The organism is Aureimonas ureilytica DSM 18598 = NBRC 106430, from assembly GCF_000382705.1.
GTDB lineage: Bacteria > Pseudomonadota > Alphaproteobacteria > Rhizobiales > Rhizobiaceae > Aureimonas > Aureimonas ureilytica.
This window is the reverse complement of sequence record NZ_ARQE01000019.1, coordinates 1-16,529: the sequence shown is the minus strand read 5'-3', so window position 1 is coordinate 16,529 and position 16,529 is coordinate 1. Positions and strand designations below refer to the sequence as shown.

Sequence of the window (16,529 nt, the reverse complement as noted above, 5' to 3'; positions counted from 1 at the left end):
GGAATGGCGTCGATCGTCCTGGGGTTCTGTTCGGTCAATGCCGCCTATCGCCTTTCGACGCGGCAGGCCGCAGCCTCAGGCGGATCATGACAGGGATTGCATCCGACGAAATGACCGTGAGCAGCCGTTTTCCGCGCTGTTGGTCGCTCCTGAACGGAGCGTCACGAGCCGACCCCCTCATCCGTCAGGGCTCGAACGTTGGCGGCCACCTCCTTCAGGCTGATCTCGCCCTTCGTAAGGACTTGCGCGGCCGAGCGGAGCTGCGTTCGCTCTTCGGTGGTCAGGCTGCGGGCCGAGAGCACGATGACCGGAATTTCGGCGTCATCGGGTCGGCTGCGAAGCGCGCGCAGGAAGGCGAACCCGTCCATGATCGGCATGGTCAGGTCGAGAAGGATCAGCCGTGGACGGCTGTTGGCGATGTAGTCCAGGGCCTTCTGACCGTCCTCCGCCTCGGCGACGGCCCAGCCGTCGCGCTCCAGCGTCTGACGAAGACGAGCGCGCGCATCCGGATCGTCGTCCACGACGAGGACATCGCCGACGGATTCGCGAAAGCGGTCCATCACCAGACGGAACCGCTCCCACTTCACCGGTTTGTCGACATAGTCGGTCGCACCGAGCGACGAGGCCAGCCCGCGTTCGCTGACGAAGGTCACCATGACGACCGGGATGCCCGCCAGATCCGGATCGCTCTTCAGACGGCCCAGGACGGTCCAACCGTCCATGCCGGGCATCATGACGTCGAGAAGAATGGCGCGTGGTCTCATTTCTCTGGCCAGCGCCAGACCCGTCGCTCCGTCGGCCGCCGTGACCGCCGAAAATCCTTCCCGCGCCAGAAAGCGCGTCATCAGTTCCCGCTGAGCGGTGTCGTCGTCGATCACCAGAACGACCTTGGCCGGATCGACGTCGGGCACGACAGGCAATTGGGCGTCCGGCGCGACCGACGCCTCCGCCGACGGATCGACGATCTTCAGCGGCAATGTCAGCGTGAAAATGCTGCCCCGCTCCGGTTCGCTTTCCACATGCACATCGCCGCCCAACATGGCGCTGAACGCCTTGGTAAGCGATAATCCGAGGCCTGTGCCTCCGTATTTGCGCGTCGTGGACGCATCGGCTTGGGCGAAACGCTGGAACAGTCGCTCCATCTGCTCGGGTGTCATGCCGATGCCGGTGTCGCGCACGGCGAACGATAGTTCGGCTTCCGTGCGCCGGACCCGAAGCGTGATCGTGCCGTTCTGCGTGAACTTGGCAGCGTTGCTCAGCAGATTGAAGAGAATCTGCCGTACCTTGGTGATGTCGGACGCCAGGCTTCCGACATCGCTCTCGATTTCGACCTGGAGACGGTTGTTTTTCTTCTCCACCAGCCGCTGCGCGGTTGTTGCAACGTCATGCACGAGGTCGGCGACATCGAAGGTCTCGACATAGATGTCCATCTTGCCGCTCTCGACTTTGGACAGGTCCAGTACATCGTTGATGAGACTGAGCAAATGGCGAGCGTTGCTCTCGATCTTGGCGATGTCACCCGCCAGATCACTGGCGGCGGCGCCATCCTGCGCTTCCTCGATCAGCATCTCGGCATAGCCGATGATGGCTGAAAGAGGCGTGCGCAGCTCGTGGCTCATATTGGCCAGGAACTGGCTCTTGGCGATGTTGGCTTCCTCGGCCGCCTGAAGGGCTTCGTTCGCTGCCCGTTCCGCCAGGATCTGGATGGTCGTCTCGTTGCAGGCGCAGAACAGACCGATCACCACGCCCTCATTGTCGTAGACCGGCGTGTAAGAGAAGGCGAAATGGGCTTCGGTGGTCTGTGCGTTGCGCTCGATGAAGAGCGTGATGTCGTCGAAATGGATGGACTCGCCTTGGAAGACACGCGCCACCAGCGGCTCGATCTCGCTCCAGATCTCCGACCAGACGCGATCGAAACGATCTCCCAGGGCCGCGGGGTGCTTGCTCTGCAGAAGCCGCGAATAGGCGTCGTTGTAGAGCATGATCCCTTCGGTACCCCATGCGACATACATGGGTTGACGCGATGCAAGCATCAGTCCGACGAGCGTTCGCAGGGATCGGGGCCAACCGGACGGTGGCCCCAAGCTCGTCGCCGACCAATCGAAGGCTCTGAGGCGCGCCGCCATCTCGCCGGAACCACCGAGAAATCGTGACGTGGTCATCGCGGTGGCCTCCAGCAATCGCCACCTTCGAGGGCGAGACAAGCGTAGGCGTAGATATGCGCGGTCCTCGCCGAAAACAGTGCAGCCGATGAGAGAAGTGGCCTTCGCCGTAGGATCGTCCGGTTCGAAACTGATGCACCATGGGCTTGTCGGCGACGTTTGAGGTGGCCGGCGATGCGAGTTGGGGGGCGCCGCCAGCCATCGCTTAGCGGCAGATGCCTGACCTATGGCCGATAAGACTGGTCCTGCCCCGTGAAGCTGGTCCGGACGGAGTGAGAATTTTCGGGCCCAATTTCTCGACAAGAGGTAAGAGCCGATGCCCAAGAAGCGGTTCACGAACGAGCAGATCGCCTTTGCCCTGCGGAAGACGGAGAACGGCGCCCTAGTTGGCGAGATCTGCCGGAAGATGGGGGGCAGCCATATACGTGAAGCGGGGGAGATCAGACCCAACCGAGGGACTCAGCGCCCGTCCAATTCGTGTCCTCGGAGCTGAACCAACCTGATCCAAGAGGACATGACAGGCGCGTCAACCTGATCCTTCAGGGTCGTGCAAGGGCGCTACCAGCGTGTCGCCGACTGCTGCGTGCCCAACCAGGGCACGCCTTTTGATCTACATGGACATTAGACTGGCGAGCCGGCAGCTATCGGCCCAGTTACCCCGTCCACTTACGGTCCAAACTCGCTCCTGTGTTTGCAGCTGGGTCGGGTGAGGAGCCGACAGTCCGCATCGTTGCGGTGCGAGACGAAACTGACGAACCGTTTGCTACGGCAGCACCAGGATCCTGCACGCCAACCGGCCCTCAACTGCCAATTTGCGTCCGAGCCGCACCAAGCTGGTCTGTCTCATTCGAACCGCCGTTTGCGGACCAACGGCAGCCTTCCGCGGCCCCATGGCGGACCACGGTGGATGGCTGACTCAATGGCTGCCCGAAGCAGCTACTCCTGTCGTTTCCCATTTTGGCCTGGGCGAAGATGACAGAAGCGTCCGAGTGTACTCGTGGCGGGGAGCCGCAAACAGGGTCTCGGTATCTGCCTCCTCGACGACCTTGCCGCCGCGCATGACGATGATGCGGTCGGCGAAGTTCCGGACCACCGGCAGGTCGTGGGTAATGAAGACGTAGGCGAGGCCCAGGCGGTCGCGAAGGTCGGCTAGGAGGTCGATCACCTGCATCTGGACGGAGACGTCGAGGGCTGACACGGCCTCGTCGCAGACGATAAGTTCCGGCTCGCAGGCGAGTGCGCGGGCGATCGCGATGCGCTGGCGCTGCCCACCGGAAAACTGGTGGGGATGACGGCTCGCCCAGTCGGGGTTCAGGCCGACGAGGTCGAGGAGTTCGCGCACGCGGCCGCGCCACTGCCCCTTCCGCAGGATGTCGCCATGGATGCGCCAAGGCTCCGAGATGATCGCTTCGACGCTCATCCGCGGGTTCATCGAGCCGTAGGGGTCCTGGAACACCATCTGCACCTTGCGGCGCAGCGCCATGAGGTCCGCCCCCTCCAGGCCATAGATGTCGGCGCCCCGGAACAGTGCCCGGCCGGCGGTTGGGTCGACGAGCCGCAGAAGCATCTTGGCGACACTGGATTTGCCCGACCCGGACTCGCCGACGATGCCGAGCGTCTCGCCGCGCCCGACCCGGAACGACACGTCCTCCACCGCCGCCACGCTGCGGGGCGAGGAAAACAGCCCGCTGGTGACCTGGTAGACCTTGGTGAGCCCCTGCACGTCGAGAAGCGTTTCGGCGACCGGCGCCTTGGAGCGTCGGCTGGCCTCCCCGTCATGCGAGGGGATCGCGGCCATGAGCCGGCGCGTGTAGTCGTCGCTGGGCTGGGTGAAGACGGCGCGCGCCTCCCCCGCTTCGACGATGCGTCCGCGCCGCATGACGATGACGCGATCGGCCATCGAGGCGGCGACTTCAAGATCGTGCGTGATCATCACGAGAGCCATGCCGAACTCGCGCTGGAGATCGGCGAGAAGATCCAGGATCTGCGCCTGGACCGACACGTCGAGCGCCGTGGTCGGCTCGTCGGCGATCAGGAGCGAAGGACCGAGGGCGATCGCCATGGCGATCATGACGCGCTGGCGCTGGCCGCCGGAGAACTCATGGGGATAGCGGTCGAAGCGCTCGGCGGGTTCGGGGATGCCGACCCGGCCGAAAAGCTCGATGCCCCGCCGCCGTGCCTCGGCTCCATCGCAGATGCGATGGGCGCGGAACACCTCGCAGATCTGCGCACCGACCGTGTAGACCGGGTTGAGATGGGCCAGGGGATCCTGGAAGATCATCGCGATCTTCCGACCGTTGATCTGTCGCCTTTCCTCGGGCGCCATCGCGGCAAGATCCCGGCCTTCGAACAGTATCTGCCCCGAGACGATCTCGGCTGGCGGCGTGTCGAGGATGTCGAGCACGGTTGAGGAGCTGACGCTCTTGCCCGAGCCGCTTTCGCCCAGGATGCACAAGGTCTCGCCCCGATGCACCTGGAGGCTGACGCCGTCCACCGCGCGCACTGGCGCCTCGTCGGACAGGAAGTCGACCGTGAGGTCGCGGATCTCGAGAACGGGAGGATCGATTGGCGTCATTTCGGCGCTCTCCTCAGCGACTGGAGGCGCCAGCGCTGGTGGGGATCGGAGGCGACGCGCGCCCAGCTCGCGACGATATTGAGCGACAGCGTCGTCAGCATGATCAGGAGGCCCGGCCAGAAGGCGATCCACCATGCGGTCTGCAGGTAGCCGCGGCCGGTCGCCACCATCGCGCCCCAGGTGAAGGCCGGCGGCTGGATGCCGAGGCCGAGGAAGCTCAGCGCCGATTCCGCCAAAATGACCGCCGCGAAGTCGATCGCGCCGATGGTGACGAGCGTCGGAATGGTGAGCGGCGCGATATGGCGGAACAGGATGCGCCCGTGCCCCGCGCCCATCGAGCGCGCCGCCTGCACGAACATGCGCTCGCGCAGCTCCAGCACCTCGGCCCGCGTCGTGCGCAGGTAGATCGGCACGCGCGTGACGGCGAGGACGATGATGAGGTTGGTGACGCTCGGCCCCAAAAGATACAGAACGATCAGCGCTAGGAGCAGCGAGGGGAAGCTCATGATGACGTCGGCGACGCGCATGATGGCTTGCGCGAACCAGCGTCGCGAATAACCCGCCACCAGCCCAAGGCAGCCGCCCAGCACCATCGAACCCAGCACCGCCGCGGCCGCGATGCCGAGCGTCGTGCCGGCGCCGACGAGGAGGCGAGCCAGCATCGGGCGGCCCAGCGTATCGGCGCCGAGCACGTAGAGCCAGCCGGCATCGAGCGTGAAGGGCGCGAGGTTGCGCTGGCGAAGGCCCGGGCGTGTGGCCGCGGCATCGAGAAGGAACGGCGACAGGACGGCTGCCACCGCCAAGACCAGAAGGAACAGGACGGCGGCCAAGGCCAGCTTGTCGCGGCGTAGCCAGGCAGCCCAGATGGCGAGCCGCGCTGTGCGCGACGCCGGCGGCTCGAAGGTGGTCGTGATCTCGCTCATGGGGTCAGTACCGGATGCGCGGGTCGAGCGCGGCGTAAAGGAGGTCGATCAGGATGTTCAGCAGGAAGATCGCGCAGGCGGTGACGAGGATCGTGCTCTGGACCACCGCGAAGTCGCGCTGGACGATAGAATCGATCATCAGCTTGCCGATGCCGGGCCAACCGAAGATTGTTTCGACCACCACCGCCCCGTTGACGAGGCTGGCGGCCAGATCGCCTGCTACGGTGACCACCGGCAGCATCGAGTTGCGCAGGCCGTGGCGCAGGAGGATCGCGCGGGGGGCAAGGCCCTTGGCTTTCGCCGTCTTGACGTGGGCTTGAGCGAGGACGCCGATCATCGTGCCGCGCACCACCTGGACCAGGAGGCCGAAGGGGCGGAGCGTTAGGACTGCCACCGGCAGGATCCAGTAGGCGAAGCCGCCGGTGCCCGACGTCGGTAGGAGCCCGAGGCCGACCGAGAAGACCAGCACGCCGACGATGGCCACCCAGAAGTCCGGCGCGCTGGCACCGGCCAGCGAAACGAAGCTCGAAAGGCGATCGAACCAACCGCCGGGCCGGGCCGCCGCGAGCGCGCCTACCACGAGCGCCAGCGAGAAGGACAGGAGGATGGCGAAGAAGGCGAGCTGGAGCGTACGCGGGAAGGCTTCCAGCGCCACTTCCATCGCCGGTCGGTTCTGCCGGAGCGACATGCCGAAATCGAGGCGGAGGAGGTCGCCGAGATAGGCGAAAAACTGGGAGACCACGGGTTGGTCGAAGCCGTTCAGGCGGTTGAACTCCTGGCGCGCCTCGAGAGACGAGTCGAGCGGCAGGAACAGGGCCGCCGGATCGCCCGTCAGGCGCGTCAGCACGAAGACGAGGACCAGGAGACCGAGGATGGAGACCGCGCTGTTGAAGGCGCGCTTGCCGATGAAGCCGAGCATGGGATGCGTCCGTCCTAAAAATGCGGCGACAGGCCGGAGGGCATGGGGCCTCCCTCCGGTAAGCGATCGCCAGCTATTTGAAGCGGATCTGCGCGAGCGGGATCTCGCTGTTGGTGGCGAGGCTCGGGCGCCAGTCGATGCGAGGGCCGACGGCGGTATAGCCGATCATGTGGAACATCGGCACGTCGGCGGCGATCTCGTCGTGGACTTTGCCGAAGACCGTGCGGAACGCTTGACCGCGCTCGTCCCCAGTCGCCGCCAGCGCCGTGTCGATCTCGGCGTCCATCGCCGGGTTGTTCAGTGTCGAGTAGCTGCCGGACGAGCGATAGAGCAGCGGTACGGTGAAAGCGGCGTCGCCCTTGTTGTTGTCGTGCTGGATCTGAAGAAGCGTCGGACCGCGCTCGGCTGGGAAGGGCTTCTGGAGGTAGCGGGTCCAGTCGGCCACGTCGAGCATGGTCAGCTTCACGTTGAAGCCGGCATCGTTCCACATGGCCATCATGGCTTCCATGGCCTCGGTGCCGTTGGGATAGATGCCGTTGCGGCCGACGAGGTTGATCTCCGTGTCGACCGGCACGCCCGCCGCACGGGCTTCCTCCAGAAGCTTGGCCGCCCCTTCCGGGTCGAAGGTCCAGGGCTTCAGGTCCTTGTCGTGGCCGTTGATGCCCGGCGGCACCATCTGCGAGGCCCGTAGTGCCTCGTCGCCGAAGAGGCCGGCCATACCCTCCCAGTCGATCGCCATATTGAGCGCCTTGCGCACCCGCACGTCGTTGAGCGGGGGATAGTCCATGTCGATGCGAACCGCCGTCGTCTCCGAGTTGAGGTAGGAGATGTCGCGGGTAGGATCGGTTGCGTCCTGGAGCGCGATGGTAGGGGTGAGGTCAGCTTCGCCCGTCTGGATCATCGCGATGCGCAGCGAGGACTCGCCGCGCCAGACATAGGTCGCCTTGGTCACCGCTGGCGCCTCGCCCCAATATCCTTCGGAGCGCTGGAGGACGATGCGCTCCGGCGTGGCTTCGGCGAGCGAATAGGGCCCGGTGCCAACCGGCGCGTTGGTTGCCTGCGTTGCCGAGGTCTTGGTCGAGACGATCATCGCCACGCTGATAAGCGTCGGCAGGATCGGCTGGGGCTGCGTGGACTTCACGTCGACCGTCGAGGGATCGACCACCTCGACGGTGATGGTATCGTTGCCGAACTTGGCGAGGTTGTTGCAGGTAAAGGCTTTGGACGTCATGCGGTCGATCGAGAACTTGACCGCCTGCGCGTCGAAGGCCTCGCCGTCCTGGAACTTGACGCCCTCGCGCAGCTTGAAGCGCCAAGTGAGGGGTTCGACCTGCCTCCACCCGGTCGCGAGCTTCGGATCCACCGAGCCGTCCGCCGGATCCACCACCGTTAGGGTCTCGGTGACGTTCTGGCTGATCACCTGCCCAACGTCGGTCAGAATAGAGCCGCAGGGCTCCAGGTTGCTCGGCTGCTCCGGCAGGACGATGGTGATCTCGCCGGTCGAGCCTTGTGCGAGGGCAGGCTGCGCGATGGTGCCGGCCAGCGCCGCAAGGGCCAGCCTGGCGATCGTCGTCGTTCTCATGATGATCCTCCCGTTCGTGTCGTCAGGTCCGAGGCGGCCGACGCCTCCCGCGCGGCCGCCCGGAGGTGTTGTCAGACGCTCTCAGGCGTTCTTCTCGATCAGTGCGGCCAGCATGCCGCGCTCCTCGTCGGTCAGGTCCGTCAGCGGCGGGCGCACCGGGCCGGGCGCCTGGCCGACGATGGCTGCACCCGCCTTGATGATCGAGACGGCATAGCCCGTCTGGCGGTCGCGAATGGCGGCGAAGGGGTAGAAGAAGTCCTTCAGGATCGCTTCCATCGTGGCGCGGTCGCCCGCGCGCATTGCCTTGAAGAAGCGCACGGCAAGCGCCGGCACGAAGTTGAAGACGGCCGAGGAATAGGTCGTCACCCCCGCCGCGTTGAAGGCCTCGGCGAACAACTCGTGCGTCGGCATACCGCCGATGTAGCAGAGCCGGTCGCCGAGCTTGGCGGAGATCTCGCGCACCAGCGAGATCTGGCCTGTGCCGTCCTTGAAGCCGATGAGGTTCGGGCAGGCGTCGGCAAGGCGCGCCAGAGTGTCGGCGTTCACGACGGAATTGGAGCGGTTGTAAACGACGACGCCGAGGTCCGTCGCCTGGCACACCGCCTTGATGTGTCGGAAAAGCCCTTCCTGCGACGCGCCGATCAGGTAGTGCGGGAGAAGAAGAAGGCCGTCCGCCCCGGCGGCCTCGGCACGCCGGGCGACGTCCTTGGCCAGTTCCGTGCCGTAGCCGCAGCCGGTGACGATCGGCACCGCCCCGGAAGCGTCCTTGGCCGCGCGAGTGACGCTGCCGACCTCCTCGGGCGTCAGCGAGAAGAACTCACCTGTTCCCCCCGCCGCGAACAGCACGCTGGCCTCGAAGCCCGAGAGCCATTCGACATGGCGGCGATACGTGTCGAGGCTGAGGGCCCCGTCGGCGTCGAAGTGGGTGACAGGGAAGGACAGGAGGCCGGAGGACAGGGCGACCTTGAGGTCATCAGGAGACATTGCAGCTCACATCATACGACTTGATCAGGTAGTCGTATGATGACAAAGCGCCTTGGTCAATCGATCTTTTCGGTGGGACGTACGCGTGTCAGCGCGCGGTAGCGCTTGATCCCACCCTGGAGGTGATGACGCATCGCCTCCCTTGCACCGTCGGGATCGCGTCCCGAGATCGCGTCACCGACCGCCTCGTGTTCCTTCAGGATGATGCGATCGCGATTGGGAAGGGGGTCTACGCCGCCCATTACCGTCCGAAATTTGACGCGCGGGATGATCCGCTTGCCGATGTGCTCCAGAAAGGTCTGGAAGCGCGTGTTGTTCGTCGCCTTGGCAATGGCCATGTGGAACGCGAAGTCGGCCTCGTCGGTCGGCTCGCCGCGTTCCACCCGTTCGCGAAACTCGTCGACGAGCGACAGGATCTCGGCCTCCTGCGCGGGAGATGCGCGCATAGCCGCTAGGCCAGCGGCTTCGACCTCGACCCCGATGCGCAGTTCCAGTTCCTCGATGATGTCCGAGATCTTGTCGGTCGCTTGTCGGAAGAGTTCTAACTCCGCGCTCGGCCGCTTTGGGCCGATTACGAAGACACCGACGCCGTGCCGTGAGTCGACCAGGCCGTCGGCGCGAAGCGCCGCGATCGCTTCCCGGATCACCGTCCGGCTGTAGCCGAACCGGGACACGAGGACCGGCTCAGTGGGCAGTTGATCACCCGGTGCATAATCGCCGTCCTCGATCTGCTGACGCAAGACCTCGGTGACGATCTCCCGCAGAGGGCGGGACTGGGTTGCGACGCGTGCTCGAGCCAAATGCGCTTCCGCCATGACGCGGCGGCCTCCATAAGCGAGCTTTCACAGAGGCCCGCGCGTCATCATATGACTAGCATTGGTTCATGTCTATCGTCGCGCGATGAATGTGGAGGCTACGGGAAACGACCTAGTCGGCTGCTGTTGGACGCCGCGGGCCAATGCAGCTGCGTGGCGCTTAAATCAGTGTGCCACGTCTGCTGCCTCGCCTATAAACGGTCCAGCCGGGTCTAAAGTGGAACGGCGGCTTTCCGCGGGACAAATCCGAAAGCTGACTGTCAGCTTTGGCCCACTACCGCCTCTCGATGCGGGTTTCGCAACCTCTTGTAAGCGGACGTAGTGGGTCGAGAGCGCTACGACGCTTGTTTGATGTAGCCGTCACCAGCATGGAATTCCCGAGAAACGGCGCGGAGCTGTTCGACCATATTTTGGGTGCTCGATTGCGCCGCCAACTCGTTGGCAGTCTCGGCTGTCGTTGGGTGACCCAAAAGAAAGCCTTGAAACTCGTTGCAGCCCTGTGCCCGGAGCATTGAGGCCTGCTGCGTCGTTTCTACGCCTTCCGCCGTCACCTCAATGCCCAGCTCCTGGCTCATCGAAAGGATCGCCTTGACGATTGAGCGCGCGCTTTGGTCCTCGGTCAGCCGACCGACGAACAGGCGGTCGATCTTGAGCTTTTGGAAGCGAAAGCGGTGGAGGTAGGAAAGGCTTGAATAACCCGTGCCGAAATCGTCCAGAACGATCCGCACGCCGAGCGCGTTCAGTTTGCCGAGAACGGTCAACGCCCTCTCGCCGTCCTGAAGCAGGACGCCTTCCGTGATCTCTAGTTCCAGGCGGTCTGCAGCCAGACCTGTCCGATGGAGGATCGCCTCGACCTTGTCTGGGAGGTCGGGCTGAAGAACTTGCACTGGCGACAAGTTAACCGCTATGCGACAGCTGGACGACCATGAAACCGCGGTGGCGCAGGCGGTCTCGATCGCCCATTCGCCCATCGGCACGATGAACTTGCGCACCTCGGCTATGGGAATGAAGCGGAATGGAGGGATCTCCCCCGGAATCGGATGCGTCCAGCGCATCAGCGCCTCGAAGCATACTGGTCTGCCCCCTGAAAAGTGTCCCTCCATGAAGTAGGCTTTTGAGCCTTTGGAGGATGCCGAGAATGCCGCAGAAGAAGCACAAGCCTGAAGAGATCGTCGCGAAGCTCCGGCAGGTCGACGTGCTGCTGTCGCAGGGTCGTTCGGTTGCCGAAGCGATCCGCGCGATCGGCGTGACGCCGTTCACCTACTACCGATGGGGCAAGGAGTTCGGCGGGCTGAAGTCGGACCAGGTGAAGCGTCTGAAGGATCTCGAGAAGGAGAACGAGCGCCTGCGAAAGGCCGTGTCGGACCTGACGCTCGAGAAGCTGATCCTGAAAGAGGCCGCCTCGGGAAACTGGTGAGCCCCGCCCGCCGTCGCCAATGCATCGACCACGTCATAAAGAAGTTCGACGTGTCGGAGCGTTTGGCGTGCCGGGTTCTGGGGCAGCATCGGTCAACGCAACGCAAGGCGCCCAAAGGGCGAGCCGATGATGCGGCGTTGACGGCCGACATCATCGAACTAGCGGTGCAGTATGGACGCTACGGGTATCCCCTGGCCGACAAGCGATTGCTGGCAATCGCTGATAGGCGCCGGATCACGGCCTTGCTGCGGGATACTGGCTGGCTCGTCAACGTGAAGCGGGTCGAGCGCATCTGGCGGCAGGAAGGCCTGAAGGTGCCGGCCAAGCAGCCCAAGCGCGGCCGGCTCTGGCTGAACGATGGCTCGTGTGTTCGTCTTCGCCCGGAGCGACCGAACCACGTGTGGTCCTATGACTTTGTCGAGGACCGAACCCACAACGGCCGCAAGTTCCGCCTGCTGAACGTCATCGACGAGTTCACCCGGGAGTGCTTGTGTATCCGGATCGACCGTAAGCTGAAGTCCACGGACGTCATCGACGTCCTGTCGGACCTCTTCATCCTGCGCGGCGTGCCAGGACACATCCGCTCCGACAATGGCCCGGAGTTCGTCGCCAAGGCAGTGCGCGAATGGATCGGAGCGGTCGGGGCCAGGACCGCGTTCATCGAGCCTGGCAGCCCTTGGGAGAACGGCTATTGCGAGAGCTTCAACTCCAAGCTTCGGGACGAACTCCTGAACGGCGAGATCTTCTACAGTCTCGCCGAGGCCCGGATCGTCATCGAGAGCTGGCGCCAGCACTACAACACCAAGCGTCCACACTCGAGCCTGGGCTACCGTCCACCCGCACCCGCCGATGTGCCGTGGCCGGCTGCGCTACCCCAACCCGCTTCGCCGGCCACCTCAAACGTCGCCGACAAGCCCACCATGCATTAGATTTGAACCGGGCCACCTGACGGGGGCAGGCCATGTCGTCGCTACGGCCGGCGAGCGCGCGTCCATTCGCTCCCTCGAGTTCTTTACCACGCACATCCGCAACCCCAACACTCGGCGCGCCTATGGGCGGGCCGTGGGAGAGTTCCTCAGCTGGTGCGAGGCGCACGGCGCCGCCTCGATCGCAGCCGTGCAGCCGCTGCACGTCGCCGGCTACATCAAGGAGCTGACCCAGGTGCGATCAGCACCGACCGCTAAGCAGCGCTTGGCTGCGGTCCGCATGCTATTCGACTGGCTTGTGGTCGGCCAGGTCGTGGCGGTGAACCCAGCGTCCGTGCGTGGACCCTTGCACAGCGTGCGACGGGACAAGATGCCGGTACTGGATCCCTATGAGGCGCGCCAGCTGCTCGACGCGATCGACGTCACGACTCCGATAGGCCTGCGCGACCGGGCGCTGATCGGGCTGATGGTCTACTCGTTCGCCCGGATCGGGGCCGCGCTCGGCATGCGGGTCGAGGACGTCTATGTGCAGAACCGGCGTCTCTGGGTGCGGCTGCACGAGAAGGGCGGGAAGCGTCATGAGATGCCCTGCCACCACAATCTGGAAGGCTACCTCCATGCCTACATGGAGGGGACCGGTATCGCTGAGGATCGGAAAGGTCCGCTGTTTCGCACGATCGGGCGCGGCACGGGGCAGCTGACCCGCACGCCCCTGCCCCAAGCCAATGCGTACGCGATGATCCAGCGACGCGCGACCGCTGCCGGCATCGACACGTGGATCGGCAACCACACGTTCCGGGCCAACGGCATCACGGCGTATCTCAAGAACGGCGGCACGATCGAAAAGGCGGCGGCCATGGCGAACCACTCGTCGACGCGGATCACGCAGCTCTGTGATCGGCGCTCGGACGCAGTGACGCTCGACGAAGTGGAGCGCGTGTTGATTTAAAGTTGGAAAGCGATCGGGCGCTCAACCCTTCTGAGGAGCGCCCGGTCAGAATACCTAAGTCGGAAACTTAAGCCTACACCGCCTTCCGACATCCGCAGCTTATGGGTAGGCGGTAGAGCCATCCGGCTTGCGCGTCACCTTACGCTCCCAGTGAACGTGGTCCTCGCGCTCCAGCACCGCCTCGTCGATTTCGATACCCCAGCCGGGCCGGTCGGGGCGTAGCTCCATGTGTCCGTCCACCGGCACATAAGGGTCGATCGCCCACGGAGCGTGGACCGCAGGCTTGAACTCCAGGATCTTGAAGTTCGTCTGCGTGGCACAGAAGTGGACGTTCACTGCCGTCGCCAGCGGCCCCATCGGGTTGTGCGGGGCGAGCGTGGCGTAGTGCGCTTCAGCGATCGTCGCGATGCGCCGCATCTCGCAGACCCCGCCCACAACGCAGATATCAGGCTGCACGATGTCGGCGCCGCCCGCTGACAGCAGTGACAGAAACTCGAAGCGCGAGTAGAGCGACTCGCCGGTCGCCAGTGGTACGCTCACCTTGGAGCGGATCTCGCGCCAGGCGGGGATGTGCTCGGGCCGGATCGGTTCTTCGTAGAAGAGCGGGTCGTTGGGGGCGAGGGCCTGGGCGAGCTGGATGGCCTGGACTGGCTCGAAGATCTTGGCATGGGCGTCGAAGGCGAACTCGAAGCGGCTGGGGCAAAGTTCTCGCACGCGCCCGAAATACTGCCCGGTCTCGCGCACCAGCTCGCCCCAGCGCCCCTCGTGCAGGTCGCGCCGGTATGGGCTGAGCTTGAAGGCGGTGTAGCCGTAGCGCTCATTCAGCTCTTGCGTCTGGGCGAGCGCTGCCTCCGGGTCGGGCGCGGTGTAGACGCCGCAATAGACGCGCACGCGATCGCGCACGTTGCCGCCGAGCAGCATGTAGACCGGCAGCCCTGCCGCCTTACCCGCGATGTCCCACAGAGCGTGGTCGATCACGGAGATTGCGGCCAGGCCCAGCGCGCCGGGCGGGAAGCGGCACTGCTGGTTGAGCTTGTGCACCAGGAACTCGACGCGTCGCGGATCCTCACCCACGATCTGCGTGAAGAGATAGTCGAGAAGCGGCGCCAGCGCGCGGTCGGGCCCGTGGTTGTAGGCCTCGCCCCAGCCTGAAATGCCCTCGTTGGTCTCGATCTTGACGAGAAGACGCGGGCGCTCGTCGACGCGCTGCATGTAGGTCTTGAGGGCGGTGATCCGCATGTCTACTCTCCCCCTCAGGCCGCCGTCGCCGGGGCGCCGGTCGTGCGCTCGGTGCGGACCGCCTCAACGATGTGGCGCAGCGTCTCGTGCTCCTCGGCGTTCAGCGTCTCAAGACCGGGTGCGCGCACGGGCCCAACGGGGCGCCCGAGCAGCTCGGCCGCCGCCTTAACCACGGTGACGTTAGCTCCGTTGTTGTAGCGCGTGCGCAGCGCCTCGAAGCCAGCGATGCCGTCGATGAGTCGACGCGCGCCCGCGAAGTCGCCCTGCTCCAAAGCGTGGTGGATGGCGTGCGAGCGCTCCGGAAAGACGTTCACGAGGCCCGAGGTGAAGCCGCGCGCGCCCATAGCGTAGAAGGCCGGTGCCCAGCCCTCGGCAAGGCCGCAAACCCAGATCGCGGGCGCTTCGCGCGTCGCGCGGATCACTTCGGCCAGTAGCATCAGGTTCGGCGAGGCGAACTTAATACCCGCGATGTTGCCGTGGTTCGCCAGAAGCTGGAAGTCGGCGACCGAAAGCGTGTCGGAGCGCACATAGGCTACGAGCGGCACGCTCGCCGCATCGGCAAGCTGGAGGAAGTAGCGCGTCTGCGCGGCGGGCGCGGCGAAGGGGTCCATTGGATGGTGGCTCATCACCGCGTCCGCGCCCATCGCCGCGGCCTCGCGCGCCATCGCCTTGGCCTCGACCAGCGAGCGGCCGACCGCTGCGCTGACNAGGCTGCGCCCCTCGGCGGCCTCGATCACGGTACGGTGGACGAGCNCGATCTCCTCGCGCGACAGGGCAAAGAACTCGCCTGTNTTGCCAGCNGCCATGAGGTTGTGGACNCCGGCCCGTGCCATCTCNTCGATTAGAACGGACAGACTTCGCGCATCGATCGCGCCGGCGCTGTCGTAGGGGGTAATCGGTACGCCCGAGATGCCCTTCAGGGCGTCGCGGACCTTTTGCATGGCATCGGTCACGAGGGGATGTCTTTCCTGTCTTGCCTGAAAACCAGGGCGAGGTAGTGCTCGCCGGAACGAACCACATGGTCGCGCATCGCGCGTTCGGCGCCCGTCTCGTCGCGGACGACGATGGCGTGCGCGATCAGGCGGTGCTCGGCGAGCGCGCGTTCGCGCTCGGCTGGATCGGAATGGATCACGCGCCGCGTTCCCTCGTCGTAGAAGCGCTGACGCTCTAGGAGACGCACGAGATAGTCGCAGCGCGAGGCGAGATGGATCTGCTCGTGGAACACCTCGTTCAAGGCGACTAGTGCTCCCGCGTTGGCCGCCTCGCTCGCCTCAGCCATCCGCTCGGCCGTTTCAGCGAGCGCGGCGGCGGCGTCCGGCTCAATGCGGCGCGCTGCCAAATGGGCGACCATGGATTCNAGCGCGGCGCGCGCCAGGATCATCTCCTCGGCCCAGCTTTGCCCGTAGCGCACCACCACGCCTCGGCGCGCCAGCGTCTCCACCAGTCCTTCCGCTTCGAGTTGGCGCAGCGCCTCCTTTAAGGGCGTTGTGCTGACGCCAAGTTCCTCGGCCAGCTGACGCTCCGATAGGCGCTCACCGGTTTCGTAGCGGCCCGACAGAATCGCATGACGAAGTTGGCCGTGGACGTGGTCGCGCAGGGTCCGCGTCAAATGCGGGTCGAGTCGCGTCAGGCGCGCGGGTGCCTCCGACATGGCTCGTCTCCCTTTGGGTCGGTGAGTGCTCCCGCTCGGCCAGACAGCTTGACGAGGTGCAAGTCATGTGAGACTNGATATATCAGATTTCAGTATCTGTCGATATGGTCCGCAACCGGATCGTGAAACGACGGACGCGGATCGGGGAGGAAGACATGTCACGTTTCATCCGGGCCCTTCGGCCCCTTGGCCTTGTGGGTCTTGTGGTGGCGGGCACGTCTGCCCATGCCGAGACGCCCGGCAACCANCTGGTGATCGGCCTCACCATGGCTGCCATGCGCGGGCTCGACCCGCACGAGATCAACCAGCTCGAGTCGGCCGAGGTCGTGGCCAACCTCTACGAGCGGCTCGTAGTGCTACCGGCTGACAATCTCGCCGAGCCTCAGC

At 65.0% G+C, this 16,529-nt stretch carries 13 protein-coding genes and 1 pseudogene; 3 read left to right on the top strand and 11 right to left on the bottom strand.

Annotated features, from left to right (window positions below; translation table 11 throughout):
- Positions 1-161: 161 nt before the first annotated feature.
- The gene (locus B146_RS27205) at positions 162-2,180 is read right to left on the bottom strand and encodes a hybrid sensor histidine kinase/response regulator (RefSeq protein WP_081631111.1); all 2,019 of its coding nucleotides are present in this window, start codon (positions 2,178-2,180) and stop codon (positions 162-164) included.
- 298 nt (positions 2,181-2,478) lie between these two features.
- Between B146_RS27205 and B146_RS30010 the strand changes: the two are divergent.
- A pseudogene (locus B146_RS30010) lies at positions 2,479-2,580 on the top strand (transposase); the annotation flags it as partial.
- 498 nt (positions 2,581-3,078) lie between these two features.
- On the opposite strand, the gene B146_RS0122805 reads toward B146_RS30010, so the two are convergent.
- The 7 genes from B146_RS0122805 to B146_RS27200 all read right to left on the bottom strand — a co-directional run bounded on the left by B146_RS0122805 (position 3,079) and on the right by B146_RS27200 (position 11,063).
- Positions 3,079-4,737, bottom strand: a complete 1,659-nt coding sequence (locus B146_RS0122805; RefSeq protein ID WP_019998800.1) for an ABC transporter ATP-binding protein — start codon at positions 4,735-4,737, stop codon at positions 3,079-3,081.
- The gene (locus B146_RS0122800; RefSeq protein ID WP_019998799.1) at positions 4,734-5,660 is read right to left on the bottom strand and encodes an ABC transporter permease; all 927 of its coding nucleotides are present in this window, start codon (positions 5,658-5,660) and stop codon (positions 4,734-4,736) included. Before B146_RS0122800 ends, B146_RS0122805 begins: the two co-directional genes overlap by 4 nt.
- Positions 5,661-5,664: 4 nt before the next feature.
- Entirely contained in the window at positions 5,665-6,579 is a 915-nt protein-coding gene (locus tag B146_RS0122795) for an ABC transporter permease (protein ID WP_019998798.1), read from the bottom strand.
- 73 nt (positions 6,580-6,652) lie between these two features.
- Positions 6,653-8,161, bottom strand: a complete 1,509-nt coding sequence (locus tag B146_RS0122790; protein ID WP_019998797.1) for an ABC transporter substrate-binding protein — start codon at positions 8,159-8,161, stop codon at positions 6,653-6,655.
- An 81-nt stretch (positions 8,162-8,242) separates the two neighbouring features.
- A complete protein-coding gene (gene kdgD / locus B146_RS0122785; protein ID WP_019998796.1) occupies positions 8,243-9,145 on the bottom strand; it encodes a 5-dehydro-4-deoxyglucarate dehydratase in 903 nt (300 codons plus the stop codon).
- Positions 9,146-9,201: 56 nt separating this feature from the next.
- The gene (locus B146_RS0122780) at positions 9,202-9,960 is read right to left on the bottom strand and encodes a FadR/GntR family transcriptional regulator (protein ID WP_019998795.1); all 759 of its coding nucleotides are present in this window, start codon (positions 9,958-9,960) and stop codon (positions 9,202-9,204) included.
- A gap of 335 nt (positions 9,961-10,295) precedes the next feature.
- On the bottom strand, positions 10,296-11,063 hold the full coding sequence (locus B146_RS27200; RefSeq protein WP_081631110.1) for a putative bifunctional diguanylate cyclase/phosphodiesterase: 768 nt from the start codon (positions 11,061-11,063) through the stop codon (positions 10,296-10,298).
- Between the two features lie 35 nt (positions 11,064-11,098).
- Here B146_RS27200 and B146_RS0122765 point away from each other — a divergent pair.
- Positions 11,099-12,306, top strand: a protein-coding gene (locus tag B146_RS0122765; RefSeq protein ID WP_155897681.1) for an IS3 family transposase whose coding sequence is annotated in 2 segments (ribosomal slippage) — positions 11,099-11,363 and positions 11,363-12,306 — 1,209 coding nt in all. Because the reading frame shifts where the segments join, the coding sequence is not laid out codon by codon here.
- Positions 12,302-13,252: a tyrosine-type recombinase/integrase gene (locus B146_RS0122760; protein WP_051091620.1), complete on the top strand. Its 951-nt coding sequence runs from the start codon at positions 12,302-12,304 to the stop codon at positions 13,250-13,252. Before B146_RS0122765 ends, B146_RS0122760 begins: the two co-directional genes overlap by 5 nt.
- Positions 13,253-13,351: 99 nt before the next feature.
- Here B146_RS0122760 and B146_RS0122755 read toward each other — a convergent pair whose 3' ends face one another.
- The 3 genes from B146_RS0122755 to B146_RS0122745 form a co-directional block, all read right to left on the bottom strand.
- Positions 13,352-14,491, bottom strand: coding sequence for a mandelate racemase/muconate lactonizing enzyme family protein (locus B146_RS0122755; protein ID WP_019998790.1), 1,140 nt, complete (start codon positions 14,489-14,491; stop codon positions 13,352-13,354).
- A 14-nt stretch (positions 14,492-14,505) separates the two neighbouring features.
- Positions 14,506-15,432 carry a dihydrodipicolinate synthase family protein gene (locus B146_RS0122750; RefSeq protein ID WP_040408912.1) on the bottom strand — a complete coding sequence of 309 codons (927 nt, stop codon included), beginning with the start codon at positions 15,430-15,432 and terminating at the stop codon, positions 14,506-14,508.
- Positions 15,433-15,440: 8 nt separating this feature from the next.
- A complete protein-coding gene (locus B146_RS0122745; RefSeq protein WP_019998788.1) occupies positions 15,441-16,142 on the bottom strand; it encodes a GntR family transcriptional regulator in 702 nt (233 codons plus the stop codon).
- Between the last annotated feature and the right edge of the window lie 387 nt (positions 16,143-16,529).

Coding starts and splice junctions, on each gene's coding strand:
- B146_RS0122805 (WP_019998800.1), bottom strand. CDS start 4,737: ATGACGCCAATCGATCCTCCCGTTCTCGAGATCCGCGACCTCACGGTC.
- B146_RS0122800 (WP_019998799.1), bottom strand. CDS start 5,660: ATGAGCGAGATCACGACCACCTTCGAGCCGCCGGCGTCGCGCACAGCG.
- B146_RS0122795 (WP_019998798.1), bottom strand. CDS start 6,579: ATGCTCGGCTTCATCGGCAAGCGCGCCTTCAACAGCGCGGTCTCCATC.
- B146_RS0122790 (WP_019998797.1), bottom strand. CDS start 8,161: ATGAGAACGACGACGATCGCCAGGCTGGCCCTTGCGGCGCTGGCCGGC.
- kdgD (WP_019998796.1), bottom strand. CDS start 9,145: ATGTCTCCTGATGACCTCAAGGTCGCCCTGTCCTCCGGCCTCCTGTCC.
- B146_RS0122780 (WP_019998795.1), bottom strand. CDS start 9,960: ATGGCGGAAGCGCATTTGGCTCGAGCACGCGTCGCAACCCAGTCCCGC.
- B146_RS27200 (WP_081631110.1), bottom strand. CDS start 11,063: ATGGAGGGACACTTTTCAGGGGGCAGACCAGTATGCTTCGAGGCGCTG.
- B146_RS0122755 (WP_019998790.1), bottom strand. CDS start 14,491: ATGCGGATCACCGCCCTCAAGACCTACATGCAGCGCGTCGACGAGCGC.